Genomic DNA, 15039 nt, shown 5'->3' with positions numbered 1-15039 from the left:
GCCCGTGACGTTTCCCCGAGCGGCGTGCGTGAGGCCCACCGAGAGCTGGGCGAGCCCGCGCCACAGGCCCCGTTCGTCGTCGGGTCGCGACTTCCAGGCGTCCTCGAAGACCTCGTGCGCATGGAACGGCTTGCCCGCGTCGAGCAGCGCCTGAGCCTCGGCGACGGTGTCCTGGGGGCCGCGTACGACGCCCTCCGGCTGCCGCTCCACACCGTCCGCGCCGTACGGCAGGGGCCGCCCCAGCCCGTCCCGCGGCCGAGCGTTCCGCGCCCGCCCCTGCGCGTCCCGGTCCCGCCTCTCGGCGGCCCGGCCCTCCGATGCGCCACTCGTCCGCTCTGTCTCATTTGTGCGTCGCGTCCCGCTCATGAGTCGATTCTCCCCCGCCCACGTCCCCCGTCGAGGCGGCTCCCGGCGTGCGGTAAAGTTCTCATCGCGTGATCACGCGGGGCACCCGCGGAAGCGCATCGGGACGTGGCGCAGCTTGGTAGCGCACTTGACTGGGGGTCAAGGGGTCGCAGGTTCAAATCCTGTCGTCCCGACGGTGCGAAGGGTCTTCGCAGGCGAGAGCCTGTGAGGGCCCTTTTCGTATGGGTCGTTTCCGATCTTCGAGGTTGAGTCTGCCGCTCATCGGCACCTTTACTCGGAGGCCGGCGAAGATTCCGCTCTTGGACCTGGGCAAGATCACTGCGGGTCTGTCGAAGACCTGGTCGGGTCCGAACGCTCGATGCCCGTGTTCGGCAGCGGGTGAGCCTCGCCCATGAACGTGTCAGCGCCGTGGGGGAGCGGTCGACCCGCGTACCACCAGCCGCAGCTCGGTCTCCTCGTGTTTCGCCGCGGTGCGGCCGTTGATCCGCTCCAGAAGCAGGCGTACGGCACGTCGGCCGAGGTCGTCGCCGGACTGGTCCACCGTCGTGAGCGAGAGCCCGGGATGGCTTGCGAAGCGCACGTTGTCGTAGCCCACGACGGACAGGTCGCTCGCGTCCAGGCCGCGCTCCCTGACCGCGCGAAGTACCTCGAACGCGAGGTCGTCGTGCGAGGCGAAGAGCGCGGTCGGCGGGTCGGCCGAGTCCAGCAGCCCGACCGTGGCGTGGTAGGCGTCGCTCGTCGAGAGCGTCCGCAGCACCTGGATGCGGGACTCCCGGCCGTTTCGGGCCATCTCGTCGAGGTAGGCGCCCAGTCTCACCGCGAGCGCCCCTCCCTCCTGCGCCGTGGCTTCCTCGCTCCGTGTGAGGTGCGCGATGCTGCGGTGTCCCAGGTCGAAGAGGTGCCGCATCACGAGGCGTGCCCCTTCGTCGTCGCCGCCCGCGACGGTGTCGTAGTTGACCGACGGGTCGTGGCGCGACACCAGCACCAGGGGAATCCGCGACGCCAGGTTCTCCAGCCAAGCGGGTGTGGCGCGCGGGGCGATCGCGACGAGGCCGTCGACCCGCAGGTCGACGAGCGCGTCGATCGCATGCTGGCCCTCGGGGTCGCCGGGAGCGATGACCAGCCGGTATCCGGTTCCCTCGATCCCCTCGGCGGCTCCGCGCAGGATGCGGCTGAGCGCCGGGTTCTCGATCTCGTGGAGTTCGAACCCGATCGTGAAGCTCGACCCGCGGATCGCCCGTGCCGCGACACTCGGCCGGTATCCGAGGCGTTCGATGGCCGATTCGACCCGCTTGCGCATGTCGGGACTCACGCCGTAGGCGTCGCGGATGACCTTGGAAACCGCCGCGCGTGACACCCCGGCCTCGCGTGCGACGTCCATCATCGTGACGGCCTTACCTGGCCTCACAGCACCTCCCCTTCGCCGGCACCGCGGCTTCTGGACCGTGCTGCCACCCTATCGAGAGGGCGGCGGGCATCCCTTCTCTTCGTTGGTCGGGTATTGACATGGGGCCGATCCGCCCCGAGCATCGTAGACCGATCTACAGCGGTCGTTTCCCGCCATGTGTAGATCGATCTACAAGTGGCGCAAAATGATCGCCCCACTAAGGTTGCGACTCAACGAGGAGTTCGTATGGTGCACTCTGTCCCGGCGCAGCGCCCGTGGCGCACGGCCATTCTCGCCGGCATGGCGTCCTACCTCGATTCCGCCGCCCTCGTCGGGTCCGGGATCGGGATCAGCGTGCTCTACGCCGACCCGCTCGGGCTCACCCCGGGGATGATCGGCACGGTGCTCGCGTGCCAGCAGTTCGCCTTCGCCCTCGGCGCGCTCTTCGGGGGGCGGCTCGGCGACCGGTTCGGCCGACGCCGTGTGCTGACCCTTGCTTTGATCGTGTTCGCCGTGGGCGCCGTCCTGCTGGCAACCGCGGTGGCGCCGTGGATGCTGATCCCCGGCGCGGTCCTGACCGGTCTCGGTATCGGCGCCGACCTGCCCGTCGCACTGGCACTCGCCAACGAGGCCGCCCCGCCCAGGCGCAAGGGCCGGATGGTGAGCCTCTCGGCGTTGCTGTGGGCGCTGGGGATCGCCACCGTGCAGTTGGTGGTGAGTTTCGTCGGACACCTCGGCATTACCGGCGCCCGCGTCATCTTCTGGGGCCTGGTGGGAATCGCGGTCCTTGTCCTTCTGCTGCGCATCAGCCTCCCCGAATCCCAGGAGTGGCTCGACGCGAGGCGCGCCGCCGACCGCGACGGCAGGACCGGGGCACCCGCCGTGCAGTTCCGGAACATCAGCCAGATCTTCCGTCGCCCCGTGGTCTTCGCGGTACTCGCGACCGGCATCTTCTACGCGGCCTGGAATGTCGGGGCGAGCATCAACGGCCAGTACAAGACCTACATATGGACGACGCTCGCGGGCGGCGACGTCGAGACGATCTCGCGTCTGGCCCTCATCGCCCTGGTGTTGTCGCTCCTGGCGAGTGCGCTGTTCATGGCCCTTGTCGACACACGGTGGCGTCGGCCGCTGACCGTGATCGGTACCGTGCTCATCCTTGTGAGCTGGGCTCCGTTGACGTTCCTCGGGCCGTCCCGGGCCTCGATCCTGGTCCTCGTCTTCCTCTTCGGTCTCGCCAGCAGTCTCGCCGGTGAACCCCTTTACAAGGTGTGGTCGCAGGAACTCATCCCCACCTTGCTGCGAGGCACGGCCCAGGGAGTCACCATGGCGTTCGCCCGCGTCGTCGCGGCGATCCTCGCGTTCGTGGTGCCGTCCCTGCTGGCTTCGAGCCCCCGAGCGGTGTTCACCGGGATCTTCGTGTGCGCCGTCGTCTCGACCGTCGTGCTGCTGTTCTGGATGCCCCGGCTCCGTACGGCGGACGAATACGCCCCCGAGGCGGCCGCCGTCGCCGGGGAGACCGCCGCAGCCTCGTCCGCGCGCTGACGGCGACCACCCGCGCAGAAGCACGATCGTGGCCCTGCGACCGCGGGGCCACCACCCACAGAAAGGATCCGCATGAGCGAGCGGAAGCCGAACGTGCTGTTCGTCCTCACCGACCAGTGGCGCGCCCAGTCCGTGGGATACGCGGGCGACCCCAATGCGAGGACGCCGCGCATCGACGAACTCGCGGCGGAGTCGGTCGACTTCGAGAACGCGATCTCGGGCGCCCCCGTGTGCTGCCCGGCGCGCGCGAGCCTGCTCACCGGCCAGTACCCGCTGGAGCACGGCGTCTACATGAACGACGTGGAACTGCGGCCGCACGGGACGACGCTCGGCGAGGCGTACCGCGACGCGGGATACCGCACCGGCTACATAGGCAAGTGGCACCTCTACGGCAGCCCCGACGGTCGCTACGGGCGGCGCACCGATCCGGTACCGGTCGAGAAGCAGTTCGGCTTCGAGCACTGGAAGGCCGCGGAGTGCACGCACGACTACAACGATTCGTTCTACTTCGAGGGCGCGAGTACGGAGCGGAAGTTCTGGGAGGGGTACGACGCGGAGGACCAGACGACGGACGCCTGCGCGTTCATCGCCGACAGCGATGACGAGCGGCCGTACATGCTCGTGGTCTCCTACGGGCCACCGCACTTCCCCCTGCACACCGCGCCCGAGCGCTTTCGCAGCCTCTACGAGGACGCGCCGATCGAGCTGCGGGGCAATGTCCCGGACGAGCTCGCCGATGCCTCGACCGAGGCCCTGCGCGGTTACTACGCGCACATCGCCGCACTGGACCAATGTGTCGAGCGTCTGCTGGAGGCGGTTGAGCGCAGCGGGTCCGCCGAGGACACGATCGTCGTCTTCACCTCGGACCACGGCGACATGATGGGATCGCAGGGCATCCGGCACGACGTCAAGGTCTGCCCGTGGGACGAGTCGGTGCGTGTGCCTCTTCTGCTGCGCTACCCCGCGCGTTTCGGAGCGACGGGCAGCAGGAACCCCGTTCCCGTCAACACCCCCGACCTGATGCCGACGCTGCTCGGCCTCTGCGGCATCCCCGTTCCCGGGACGGTACGGGGCACGGACGTCCTCGGCGCGACCCCGCCGGGATCGGCGTTCATCGGGATGCCGGTGCCCATCCTGTGGGCACGGACCTACGGGATCGGCGAGTACCGCGGGCTGCGCACGACCCGGCACACCTACATCCGCTCCCTCCAGGGCCCGTGGCTGCTCTATGACAACGTCGACGACCCGCTGCAGCTGAACAACCTCTGCGCGGATCCGGCATACGCCACGCTGGTGGAGGAACTGGACGGCGAACTCGACCGCCGGCTGGCCGAACTCGGCGACGAGTTCCTCCCGGCCGAGGAGTACCTGCGACGCGACGGGCTGGAGCACTACTCCGAGGTGAACACCCCGGTGGGCAGCAGCAAGGGCCCCGACGGGGCGTGGCAGTCGATGATGGTCCCGGTCCCGTGAGCGCACGGCACCGCGACGGCACCGTCTGGTCGATCCCCGCGAAGGGCCGCGTCCCGGACGGGACACGTGCGCAACCGCCGGAGAGAGGGGAGTGGCCCGGCGGCTGGATCGGGCCGGCCGCGGGGGAGGCGGACGGACGGTTCGGCCGGGTGCTGTTCCGCCGGACGTTCGACCTCACCGGGACACCGCCGGATGCGGTCGTCCGGATCACCGGCGACTCGCGGTACATCCTCTTCGTCAACGGCACGGAGATGGCCCGAGGGCCGCAGCGGTCCCAGCCGCACCGCATCCACTACGACGAATGGGACGTCGCCGAGCAGTTGACGGAGGGACGCAACACGCTCGCCGTGCTCGTCACGTATTTCGGCGAGTCGAACGCCATCTGGCAGCGTCCCGTCGCGAGCGGGCGTCTCGGCGCGGCGCCCGCGCTTCTCGTCGCCGGAACCATCGGCGGTGTCCCGGTCGACTCCGGACCGGCCTGGCGGGCCGTCCGGTGCGACGCGTGGGTGCCCTTCTCCCCGCAGGGCGTCGAAGGTGTCCCGGCGACGTGCTGCGATGCGCGCAGGCTCCCGGCGGACTGGACGAGGACGGATTTCCCCGACGCGGAGTGGCCGCCCGCAGCGCCCCTCGCGGCGGCCCATCGTGGCGCGGCGGGCCGGTGGGTGCCACCGGTGGCGCCGTACTTCCGGCCGTTGCCCAGGAGCATCCCGCCGCTCGGCGGCGAGACGGTCCGCCCGGTCACCGTCTCGGCGTTCACGGTTCCACGCGCCGTGACCGGCGAACCGGACGACACCACGCACCCCGCTGTCTCGGCCGCATCGGCGCAGACGGCCACTGACGGCGAACGGTGGCGGAAGTCGGTCTCCCCCGACGCCGACGGAACGGTGGCCATCCACGTGGACGCCGGCGAGGACCTCGTGGTGGCCGTCGACTTCGGCCGCGTGGTCGTCGGCGCGTTCGCCTACACACTCGACGTACCCGAAGGCACGGTCGTGGACGTCGCGTTCCACGAACGCTTCGCGCACACCACCGACGCACTCACGCCACGCTCCGGCTTCCGCTACATCGCCCGGGGATCGGCGGACACGTACCGGTCACCCGACACCGGTGGGATGCGCTCGGCGACGATCCGGGTACGGCCCGTTCGGCCGGGCCCGGTCTCGATCGCCGGGACACACCTGGCCGAACGCCTCCAGCCCATCGCCGGCGACGCGTCCTTCTCGTCGGACGACCCCGAACTCGACGCGCTCTGGCAGGCGGGCGTACGTACCGTTCACGCCAACTCCAGCGATGCCTTCACCGACTGCCCGAGCCGGGAACAGCGAGCGTGGGTCGGCGACGGCGTCGTACACCAGGCCGTACACCTCGTCGCCAACCACGACTGGCGTGCCGCCCGCGCCTACGTCGACCTGGCACGCTCGCCCCGGCCCGACGGTCTCCTGCCGATGAGCGTCGCCGGGGACCTCGAGCAGGCGGGCGGCAGCACCATTCCGTCGTGGTCCCTGCACTGGATCCACGGACTGCACACGCTGTTCCGGTACGCGGGTCTCGTGCCCGAGGTGCGACGCGGCCTGGCGACCGCGCGGGGCGTGCTCGAATGGTTCACGGACTACGTCGATGACCGAGGCACACTCGACGACGTGCCCCACTGGAATCTCATCGACTGGTCCAGCGTCATAACGGAAGGACGCTGTGCCGCGATCACCGCGCTGTGGTGCCGGGCGCTGCGCGAGTACGCCGAGGTCTGCACCCACGTCGGCGACACCGACTCGGCACGTTGGGCGAACGACCTCTACGCGAACGCCGCAGGCGGATTCGCCGACTTCTGGGACGCGGGGCGTGGACTCTACGTCGACTGCGTCGCCGACGGCCGGCCGCTGTCTCCCGCGTCCCAGGCCACGAACGCCGCCGCGATCGTCTCCGGCATCGCACCGAAGGCGCGCTGGAACGGGATCATCGACCGGATCAGTGACCCCGAGCGGCTCGTGGTCCGATCCTGGCTCGGCGCCGTGGGCGGCGGGCTCGACACGGCCAAGTGGAACCGGGTCTCGGCGGGCCCATGGGAGATCGACTGGGACACGCACACCCGGATCGTGCGGGCCGAGCCGTTCTTCAGCTACGTCGTGCACGACGCCTACGCGCTCGCCGAACGCACCGACGCGTTGCTCGCGTCGGTACGGGACTGGACGGTGTTCCTCCACGACGGCTTCGACACCTTCGGTGAGGCGTGGGGATGGGGCACACCCTGTCACGGGTGGAGCGCCACACCGACGAAAGACCTCACGCGGTACGTCCTCGGCGTCACCCCGGACGCTCCGGGATTCACCGTCGCCAGAGTCGCGCCCCGCCCGTACGGTCTGGGACGGATCACGGGTCGCACGCCCACCCCGCACGGTGTTCTCGCGCTCACGGTCGAAGACGGCCTGGTGGAGGTCACGAGCCCGGTACCCGTGGCCTTCGTCCCACTGCATGGTGAACGACGCCTCCTTCCGGCCGGCAGCCACCTGCTGGAACTGGAGGACGCCGCGGTAGCCGACCCCAGGCAGCGGCCCGGTCGGAACGGGGGCGGCGGATGGACGACACCCACGCCGGCGGAGTCCTCGTCGTGGGAATGACCACCGGCGTCGCCCTCGTCATGACGGGAACGGCCGTATGAGCTCGCTCGATACGCCCGTCACTCCGAATCCGCAGTCGGACACCAGCGGGCGGGGCAGCCTGCCGCTCGCCTACGGCCCGGCCCCTGTACTCGGCGTCGGGGGCGCCGCCCACCTGCTCTTCGGGGCGATGGGATGAGCGAGTTCGTCCGACTCCGAGGAGGCCACTTCCGGATGGGGGCCGATCAGTTCTATCCGGAAGAGGGACCTGAGCACGATGCTTGGACCGGTCCGTTCGAGATCGCGCGACATGCCGTCACGAACAGGGAGTTCGCGGCCTTCGTCGAGGCGACCGGGTACGTCACCGTCGCGGAGCGCCCGATCGACCCGGCGGCGTTCCCCGGCGCCGGGGACGTCGAACCGGGCTCGCTGGTCTTCACGCCCACGCAGAGGCCGGTCGACCTGCGCGACTGGCGCCAGTGGTGGCGCTGGGTCCCCGGCGCCTCATGGCGGCACCCGCGCGGCGCGGCCGGCGACCTCGAAGGACGCGAAGATCACCCTGTCGTGCAGATCGCGTACGCCGACGCCCTCGCATTCGCCGAGTGGTCGGACTCCCGGCTGCCGACGGAGGTCGAGTGGGAGTTCGCCGCGCGCGGCGGCATGGGCGGAGCGACCTACGTCTGGGGCGAGGAACCGAACGACGGCAGTCGCGCGAACACTTGGCAGGGCCGGTTCCCGTACCTGAACAGAGGCGCACGAGGATGGGTGTACACAGCCCCTGTCGGCTCTTTCCCGCCCAACGGCTACGGCCTCCACGAGATGACCGGCAACACGTGGGAATGGACATCGACGCCGTGGAGCAACCGTCACCAGGTCGACAGGCACCGTCCGCCGACTGAGCCCGCCGGCCGTCAACGCCGCGGCACCTCGGACGGACACTGCTGCGCCCCGCAGCGGGACACCATCGCAGAGAGCCGGTGCCACGGGTCGGCGGGGCAGTCCGTCAACCGCGTACTCAAGGGTGGATCCCACCTCTGCTCACCCGAGTACTGCCTGCGTTACCGCCCCGCCGCCCGGTCGGCCCAGAGCGAGGACTCCGCCACGACGCACATCGGGTTGAGGCTTGCCCGAGACACGTGATCGCCCGAGCCGAAGGCATTCCGTGGAAACCAGGAGAGTCAGCGACGGCAGGACGGAGTCCCGCAGGGCGTACATGTCCTCGGCGAACCGGTGGTCGACGAGTGCGATGGATGGGCGGGTGCGCTCGGCGATCTCGCGCCTGTGCAACATGCGCACAGGGTGTGCGTAGAGCGCTTTGGGTGAGGTTAATGTGGCCGAAACTTCTTGGGCGGCACAGGCCCTTGCGGCGCCATAGCGCCGTACGAGCGGCCATGCCCCGTCCCGTGCAAAGGAGCACGCATGGCAGACCTCCGACCAACCACTGCGCCTGACGCCGATCCCCAGGCGGCCTCCCGCAAGCGCAATGCCCTGGCAGCCGTAGTGGGATCCGTACTGGAGTGGTACGACTTCTTCCTCTTCAGCACGTCCGCGGCGCTGGTCTTCAACAAGATTTTCTTTTCCGGTGAGTCGGAGTACGTGGCGACGCTGGCGTCGTTCGCCACGTTCGCGGTGGGGTTCGCGGCCAGACCGATCGGTGGGCTGATCCTGGCCCACCTGGGCGACCGGTGGGGCCGAAAGCCGGTCCTCCAGATCACGCTGGTGCTGATGGGGGTGGGCACGCTCGCCATCGGGCTGCTGCCTACGTATGAGCAGATCGGCATCTGGGCACCTGTCCTGCTGGTGTTCTGCCGCATCCTCCAGGGGCTCGGCGTCGGCGCGGAGCTCGGTGGCGCGTATGTGTGGACCACCGAGAGCGCCAAGCCCACCCAGCGCGGTTTCTACGCGGCGCTGCCCGGCGGCGGCGAGTTCCTGGGTGTGGTGTGCGCGTCCGGCGCGATGGCGATCGTGTCGTCGATGGACGAGGAGAAGTTCCTCAGCTGGGGCTGGCGCCTTCCCTACCTCGCCTCGGTCGTCGTGGTGATCGCCGGCTTCGTGCTGCGCCACATGGCCGACGAGAGCGAGACGTTCAAGGAAGCCGTCGCGGAGGGCAAGAAGGAGAAGGCGCCGCTGACCGCGGCCGTCCGCGGCCATGGCAGGACCATTCTGCTGATGATCGGCGCGGGCAGTGCCACGGCCGTCGCTTCGTACTCCATCCAGGGTTATCTCCCGGCCTACACCACACAGCAGTTGGGGATGCCGGCGAATGTGGCGGTCATCGCGATCACCATCGCCGCGGCCGTCTCCGTCTTCAGCATTCCGCTCGGCGGCTGGCTCTCCGACCGGGTCGGGCGGCGGCCCCTGATGATGGGCGGCGGGATCGCGATAGCTCTGTTCGCCGTGCCGTTCTGGCTCCTCGTCGGGGCGAAGTCGCTGCCGATGATCTCCATGGCGGTCAGCCTCGCGTTCGCCGTGATACTCAACTCGATGATCTTCGGTCCCGCAGGCTCCTTCTTCTCCGAACTGCTGCCGACCGAGGTGCGGTTCAGCGGTCTGGTGCTCGCCCGCGAGACCACGGCCGTGCTGTTCTCCGGCACCGCTCCGTTCATCGCCACCCTTCTGGTCCACGCTGGTGGGGGCAGCCCGTGGCTGCTCGCCGGCTACATGGCACTCTCGGGTGTGATCACCGCCATTTCGGTGCTGCTGCTACCGGAAACCGCGCCCCGCGCGCTGCGCCGCAAGGCGATCAACTCCGGGGCCAGTGACGGCAGCACTCCGATCGACGTCGAATACGCAGAGGTGTAGAAGAAGTGTCGGATCACGAAGTCCTGTGCCTCGGCGAGGCCATGGTCCTGGTGACGCCCCGGCAGGCGCAGCCGCTCGCCACCGCCCGCGACGCGACCCTCTCGGTCGCGGGTGCCGAGTCGAACGTGGCGCAGTACCTCGCCGATCTGGGACACCGGGTGGCCTGGGCGAGCCGCGTGGGCAGCGGTCCGCTCGGTGACAGGGTGCTCACCGCGGTCGCCCGGCCCGGGGTGGACGTGCGCCACGTCGAGCGGGACCCGTCCGCCCCCACGGCCGTGTACTTCAAGGACCCCTCGCGCGAGGACGGCACCCGGGTGCACTACTACCGGACCGGATCCGCGGCGTCCCGGATCACCCCCGCGTACCTGGACACCCTCCCGATCGCCTCGGCACGTCTGGTGCACCTGTCGGGAATCACCGCCGCGCTGTCGGCGAGCTGTGCGGAGACGGCCACGGCCCTGTTCGGCCGTGCCCGCGAGGCCGGGGTCCTCCGCTCGTTCGACGTCAACTACCGCCCGGCGCTGTGGAGCACGCAGGACGCGTCCGCGCCGCTGCTCGCCCTGGCCCGGCAGGCCGACATCGTGTTCGTCGGGCTCGACGAGGCGGCGGAGGTCTGGGGCACCACCACCGCCGAGGACGTACGCGACCTGATCGGGCCGTCGGTGAGCGTGGTGGTGAAGAACGCCGAGGTCGGCGCGGTCCTGTTCGAGCCCGGCGCGGGCCCGGGCACGTTCGTCCCCGCCGAAGCGGTCGAGGTGGTCGAGCCGGTCGGAGCGGGAGACGCCTTCGCGGCGGGCTACCTGTCGGCCTGGCTGCGCGACGACGCCCCGGCCGAGAGACTGCGCCTGGGGCACCGCGTCGCCGCGTTCGCGCTCGGCTCGGTCGAGGACCACGCCGACGCCACGTCCCTGCGCCGCCCGGCACTCGACCTGGACGGAACGGCCCGGTGAGCCAGGCCGTCGAGCGAGCCATCCAGATCCTGGAGATGCTCAGCAAAGGTCCGCAGCACCCGGCCGCGATCGCCGAACGGTTCGGCGTGCACCGGACCACCGCACTGCGCCTGCTCCAGGACCTCTGCCAGGGAGGTCTCGCCCGTAAACGGGAAGACGGCACCTTCGCCGTCGGCTACCGCCTCGCCGGACTGGCGGTGGCCGCCCTGGAACAGTTCGATCTGCGCGCGAGCGCACACCCGTTCCTCGCCGAGCTCGGTCACAAGCTCCGGCTCACGGTGCACATCGCCACCGTCGAGAACGACCGGGTGATCTACGTCGACAAGATCGAACCGCAGGGAACCGTACGGCTGTACTCGGAGATCGGAAAGCCGGTCGTGCTGCACAGTTCCGGTGTCGGCAAGGCCATCCTGGCCTTCATGCCCGACGGTGAACGCGATCGACTGCTGGACGGCTACGTCTACGAGCGGTTCACCGACACCACAGTGACCACGGCCGAAGCGTTCGCCGCCCGGCTGCGCGAGGTGCGGGCGCGCGGCTGGGCCGAGGACGACGGGGAGTACGAGCCGTTCGTCAACTGCGTGGCCGTTCCCGTCCGGGACGGCACCGGAACCGTACGCACGGCCATCTCGGTGACGGCGCTGAAGGCACAGACCGACCTCACCGTCCTGCACACGCATCTGCCGGCCATCAGGCACACCGCACAGGCCATCTCTCGCACACTCGGGTGGACCCAATGAACACCGCATCCGGACAACTGTTCCAGGACGCATTCGACACGCTGCCGCTCATGGCGATCCTGCGAGGCTTCGACGTCGCACGCACGATGGAGGTGAGCCGACGGGCATGGGACGTGGGTATCCGGCTCGTCGAAGTGCCCATACAGAGCAAGACCGCGGAGGCCGCGCTGCGTGCGGCGGTCGAGGCCGGCGAGGAGCGCGGAGCCGTGGTGGGCGCCGGCACGGTGACCACCGTCGAGCGGGTCGAGCGGGCGGTGGAGGCGGGCGCGCGTTTCACCGTGGCTCCCGGATTCTCCCGCGACGTCGCCGAGGCGTCGCTCGCGGCGGGCCTGCCGCACCTGCCGGGTGTCGCGACCGCGTCGGAGATCCAGCAGGCCGAGGCTCTCGGGCTCACCTGGCTCAAGGCGTTCCCCGCGGCCGACCTCGGTCCGAGCTGGATCACTTCGATGCACGGGCCGTTCCCGGAGGCGCGTTTCGTCGCGACCGGCGGCGTGAATCTCGCCAATGCCGTGGAATTCCTCGACGCCGGGGCCGCAGCCGTGTCACTCGGGTCGGCCCTGGCCGACCCTGACCAGTTCGCACGCCTGCCCGAGCTCATCGAGGCGATCACAGGAAAGGTGGAACGATGAAGATCGTGGCTCTGGAGACCTTCTCCGTGGCACCCCGCTGGCTGTTCCTGGCCGTACGCACCGACGAGGGCGTCACCGGGTGGGGCGAGCCGGTCGTCGAGGGACGTACGGCGACGGTCGCCGCGGCCGTCGAGGAACTCTCCGACTACCTCATCGGCCAGGACCCGTTCCGTATCGAGGACCACTGGCAGGTCATGACGAAGGGCGGCTTCTACAGGGGCGGTCCCATCCTCTCCAGCGCGGTGGCCGGCATCGACCAGGCCCTGTGGGACATCAAGGGCAAGGCCCTCGGCGTCCCCGTGTACGAACTGCTCGGCGGTGCGGTACGCGACCGGGTACGCACCTACTCGTGGATCGCCGGTGACGAGCCGGACGGCGTCGCCGAGCACGCGCTGGAACGCATGCAGCAGGGCTTCGACGCGGTCAAGATGAACGGGACCGGCAGGGCCCGCGCACTGGAGTCCAAGGCCGAACTCGACCTGCTGGTGGGGCGCGTCGCCGCCGTACGCGAGGCCATCGGCGACACCGCCGACATCGCCATCGACTTCCACGGGCGCGTTTCCCCCGCCGTCGCCCGCGAGGCGCTGCGCCTGCTCGAACCGCTGCACCCGCTGTTCGTCGAAGAGCCGATCGTGCCCGAACTGACCGCGGACTTCGGGCGGATCTGCTCCTCCACGACCGTGCCGATCGCCACCGGGGAGCGGCTCTACTCGCGGTGGGACTTCCGCGATCTGCTCGGCTCGGGGATCGCGGTCGCGCAGCCGGACCTGTCCCACGCCGGCGGCATCTCCGAGGTCCGCCGGATCGCCGCGATGGCGGAAGCGTACGGTGTGGCCCTCGCCCCGCACTGCCCACTCGGCCCGATTGCCTTCGCCGCCAGCCTCCAGATCGACTTCGCCAGCCCCAACGCGCTGATCCAGGAGACCAGCCTGGGCATCCACTACAACACCGGGGGAGGCTCGGATCTCCTCGACTATCTGGTCGACAAAAGCGTCTTCGACTTCGCCGACAGCCACATCAGCCGGCCGACCGCGCCGGGGCTCGGCATTGAGATCGACGAGACCGCCGTACGCAAGGCCGCCGAGGTGGGCCAGCGCTGGCGCAATCCCCTGTGGCGCAACACCGACGGATCACTGACCGAGTGGTAGGGGCAGGACATGAAAGCGTGGATCGCACACGGGGCGTGCGATCTGAGGGTCGATGACCTGTCCACCTCGCACATCAGCGAGACAGGGATCCGGGCTCATCGACGGGATCGGCTGGGCGGTCGAGGGGGATTTCCGGCCCGGTGAGCCGGTCGTCGTACACCCCGCACGGCCGCCGCGGTCGGTCGGCACGACGGTGAGCACCGGGCTGAGCCGGCTGCCGGGTGGCACGTAGATGGGCAGCGCCTCCACCAACCCGCACATCCACTGCGGATTCGCCGAGCCCGTCCCGGTACGGCCCGAACAGATCCACCGGCTGCCGACCGGCCTGCCGCTGCACCGAGCCGCACTCGACGAACCCCTTGCGGAACGTGTACGGGTCCGACGCCACGTTGGCCCTCGGGGGTGAGCGGGCCGTCCTCGGCGTGCTTCCTTACCAGCGTGGCCATGCTCTCCGACGGGTAATCGGATTGCCCTTTCCGGTTGATGGTACGGTAGTCACGGTGAACCGGAAAGGTCTATCCGGATCTCGGGTGGTGTGGGTGTCCAGGCTGCGTACGGCTGCATGGAACGCAGCCGAGGCGTTCGGCGTCGGCGCCCTCGGCGAGGTCGTTCGCCGCGTCGCCCGACGCCGTCTTCCCGTGAGGTTTTGCGAAAGGATCGCTGTGCCCAGCATCGCCATCGTCGGAGCCGGCCCCCAGCTGGGTCTGGCCATCGCCCGTACCTTCGGCTCCCAGGGCTTCGACGTCGCCCTGATCTCACGTAATCGTACGAAGCTCTACGGTCTCGTCGGCCGACTCACCGCGGAGGGCGTCACCGCCGCCGCGTTCCCGGCGGACGTGCTCGACCACGGCACACTCACCCAGGCGCTCGAGAGCGCCGCCACGCATTTCGGCGGGATCGATGTCCTGGAGTACTCCCCGGCCGAGAGTCCCGGCTCAACCGTCGTGACCACTCCGGCCGAGACCGACCCGTCTCACGTGCAGCATGAGCTGGACTTCCAGTTCTATGGGGCCAGCACCGCCACCAGGTCGGTGCTGCCCGCGATGCGGGAAACCGGCGCGGGCACCCTGCTCTACACCACGGATGCCCGTTCGACCGGCCCCGTGCCGAAGGCCGCCAACGTCAGCACCGCTGCGGCGGCCCTGCGCAACTGGGCGGTCAACCTGCACAAGGAGCTGGCCGGGACGGGTGTCCAGGCGGCTCACGTCGCCCTCGATGTGACGATCGGCACCTCTACGTTCTACGGACAGCCGAAGGCCACAGCCGATCAGCTCTCCCCCCTCTACTGGGAGCTGCACACCACCGATCGCGACAAGGCCGAACGCATCTTCAGGGGCTGACGACTGTCCCCGCGAGTATGCGCCGCTGTCACCGTGGCTCGTTGGGCTTCTCGTTGGGCTTCCCA

13 protein-coding genes and 1 tRNA gene are annotated in these 15039 nt (G+C 69.8%); 12 read left to right on the top strand and 2 right to left on the bottom strand.

All coding sequences use genetic code 11. The features are described 5' to 3' along the window. Positions 1–366 (bottom strand): DUF309 domain-containing protein (locus FPZ41_RS09805; protein ID WP_152861081.1); only part of this gene is annotated, 366 nt, incomplete at its 3' end. A gap of 99 nt (positions 367–465) precedes the next feature. Between FPZ41_RS09805 and FPZ41_RS09800 the strand changes: the two genes are divergently transcribed. Beyond that, positions 466–539 (top strand) — tRNA-Pro (locus FPZ41_RS09800). A 227-nt stretch (positions 540–766) separates the two neighbouring features. Here the strand turns inward: FPZ41_RS09800 and FPZ41_RS09795 are convergent. Further along, the gene (locus FPZ41_RS09795; RefSeq protein WP_322620027.1) at positions 767–1774 is read right to left on the bottom strand and encodes a LacI family DNA-binding transcriptional regulator; all 1008 of its coding nucleotides are present in this window, start codon (positions 1772–1774) and stop codon (positions 767–769) included. Between the two features lie 225 nt (positions 1775–1999). Here FPZ41_RS09795 and FPZ41_RS09790 point away from each other — a divergent pair, with 225 nt between their 5' ends. The 11 genes from FPZ41_RS09790 to FPZ41_RS09740 all read left to right on the top strand — a co-directional run bounded on the left by FPZ41_RS09790 (position 2000) and on the right by FPZ41_RS09740 (position 14974). Next, positions 2000–3298: an MFS transporter gene (locus FPZ41_RS09790; RefSeq protein WP_152861079.1), complete on the top strand. Its 1299-nt coding sequence runs from the start codon at positions 2000–2002 to the stop codon at positions 3296–3298. A gap of 72 nt (positions 3299–3370) precedes the next feature. Next, a complete protein-coding gene (locus FPZ41_RS09785) occupies positions 3371–4771 on the top strand; it encodes a sulfatase family protein (protein WP_152861077.1) in 1401 nt (466 codons plus the stop codon). Continuing rightward, positions 4768–7386 (top strand): alpha-L-rhamnosidase-related protein, encoded by a 2619-nt coding sequence (locus FPZ41_RS49830; protein ID WP_152861075.1) that lies wholly within the window; start codon positions 4768–4770, stop codon positions 7384–7386. Before FPZ41_RS09785 ends, FPZ41_RS49830 begins: the two co-directional genes overlap by 4 nt. Positions 7387–7423: 37 nt before the next feature. Next, positions 7424–7564 (top strand): hypothetical protein, encoded by a 141-nt coding sequence (locus FPZ41_RS46975; RefSeq protein WP_194236042.1) that lies wholly within the window; start codon positions 7424–7426, stop codon positions 7562–7564. Next, entirely contained in the window at positions 7561–8505 is a 945-nt protein-coding gene (locus FPZ41_RS09775) for a formylglycine-generating enzyme family protein (protein WP_152861073.1), read from the top strand. The genes FPZ41_RS46975 and FPZ41_RS09775 overlap by 4 nt, the downstream gene beginning before the upstream one ends. 279 nt (positions 8506–8784) lie before the next feature. Further along, positions 8785–10167, top strand: a complete 1383-nt coding sequence (locus tag FPZ41_RS09765; protein WP_152861068.1) for an MFS transporter — start codon at positions 8785–8787, stop codon at positions 10165–10167. Positions 10168–10172: 5 nt separating this feature from the next. Continuing rightward, entirely contained in the window at positions 10173–11117 is a 945-nt protein-coding gene (locus FPZ41_RS09760; protein ID WP_322620026.1) for a sugar kinase, read from the top strand. Then, entirely contained in the window at positions 11114–11857 is a 744-nt protein-coding gene (locus tag FPZ41_RS09755; protein ID WP_322620025.1) for an IclR family transcriptional regulator, read from the top strand. Before FPZ41_RS09760 ends, FPZ41_RS09755 begins: the two co-directional genes overlap by 4 nt. Then, the gene (locus FPZ41_RS09750) at positions 11854–12486 is read left to right on the top strand and encodes a bifunctional 4-hydroxy-2-oxoglutarate aldolase/2-dehydro-3-deoxy-phosphogluconate aldolase (RefSeq protein WP_152861066.1); all 633 of its coding nucleotides are present in this window, start codon (positions 11854–11856) and stop codon (positions 12484–12486) included. Before FPZ41_RS09755 ends, FPZ41_RS09750 begins: the two co-directional genes overlap by 4 nt. Continuing rightward, positions 12483–13634, top strand: coding sequence for a galactonate dehydratase (gene dgoD, locus FPZ41_RS09745; RefSeq protein WP_152861064.1), 1152 nt, complete (start codon positions 12483–12485; stop codon positions 13632–13634). Before FPZ41_RS09750 ends, dgoD begins: the two co-directional genes overlap by 4 nt. Before the next feature lie 662 nt (positions 13635–14296). Continuing rightward, the gene (locus FPZ41_RS09740) at positions 14297–14974 is read left to right on the top strand and encodes an SDR family NAD(P)-dependent oxidoreductase (protein ID WP_322620024.1); all 678 of its coding nucleotides are present in this window, start codon (positions 14297–14299) and stop codon (positions 14972–14974) included. Positions 14975–15039: the final 65 nt, after the last annotated feature.

The sequence above is a fragment of the Streptomyces acidicola genome (assembly GCF_009377235.1).
GTDB classification, from domain to species: Bacteria; Actinomycetota; Actinomycetes; order Streptomycetales; family Streptomycetaceae; genus Streptomyces; species Streptomyces acidicola.
This window is presented reverse-complemented; position numbering and strand designations above follow the sequence as displayed.

Excerpts from the sequence above, each read along its gene's own strand:
- FPZ41_RS09785 (WP_152861077.1), top strand. The coding sequence starts at position 3,371 with ATGAGCGAGCGGAAGCCGAACGTGCTGTTCGTCCTCACCGACCAGTGG.
- dgoD (WP_152861064.1), top strand. The coding sequence starts at position 12,483 with ATGAAGATCGTGGCTCTGGAGACCTTCTCCGTGGCACCCCGCTGGCTG.
- FPZ41_RS09750 (WP_152861066.1), top strand. The coding sequence starts at position 11,854 with ATGAACACCGCATCCGGACAACTGTTCCAGGACGCATTCGACACGCTG.
- FPZ41_RS09790 (WP_152861079.1), top strand. The coding sequence starts at position 2,000 with ATGGTGCACTCTGTCCCGGCGCAGCGCCCGTGGCGCACGGCCATTCTC.
- FPZ41_RS09765 (WP_152861068.1), top strand. The coding sequence starts at position 8,785 with ATGGCAGACCTCCGACCAACCACTGCGCCTGACGCCGATCCCCAGGCG.
- FPZ41_RS09775 (WP_152861073.1), top strand. The coding sequence starts at position 7,561 with ATGAGCGAGTTCGTCCGACTCCGAGGAGGCCACTTCCGGATGGGGGCC.
- FPZ41_RS46975 (WP_194236042.1), top strand. The coding sequence starts at position 7,424 with ATGAGCTCGCTCGATACGCCCGTCACTCCGAATCCGCAGTCGGACACC.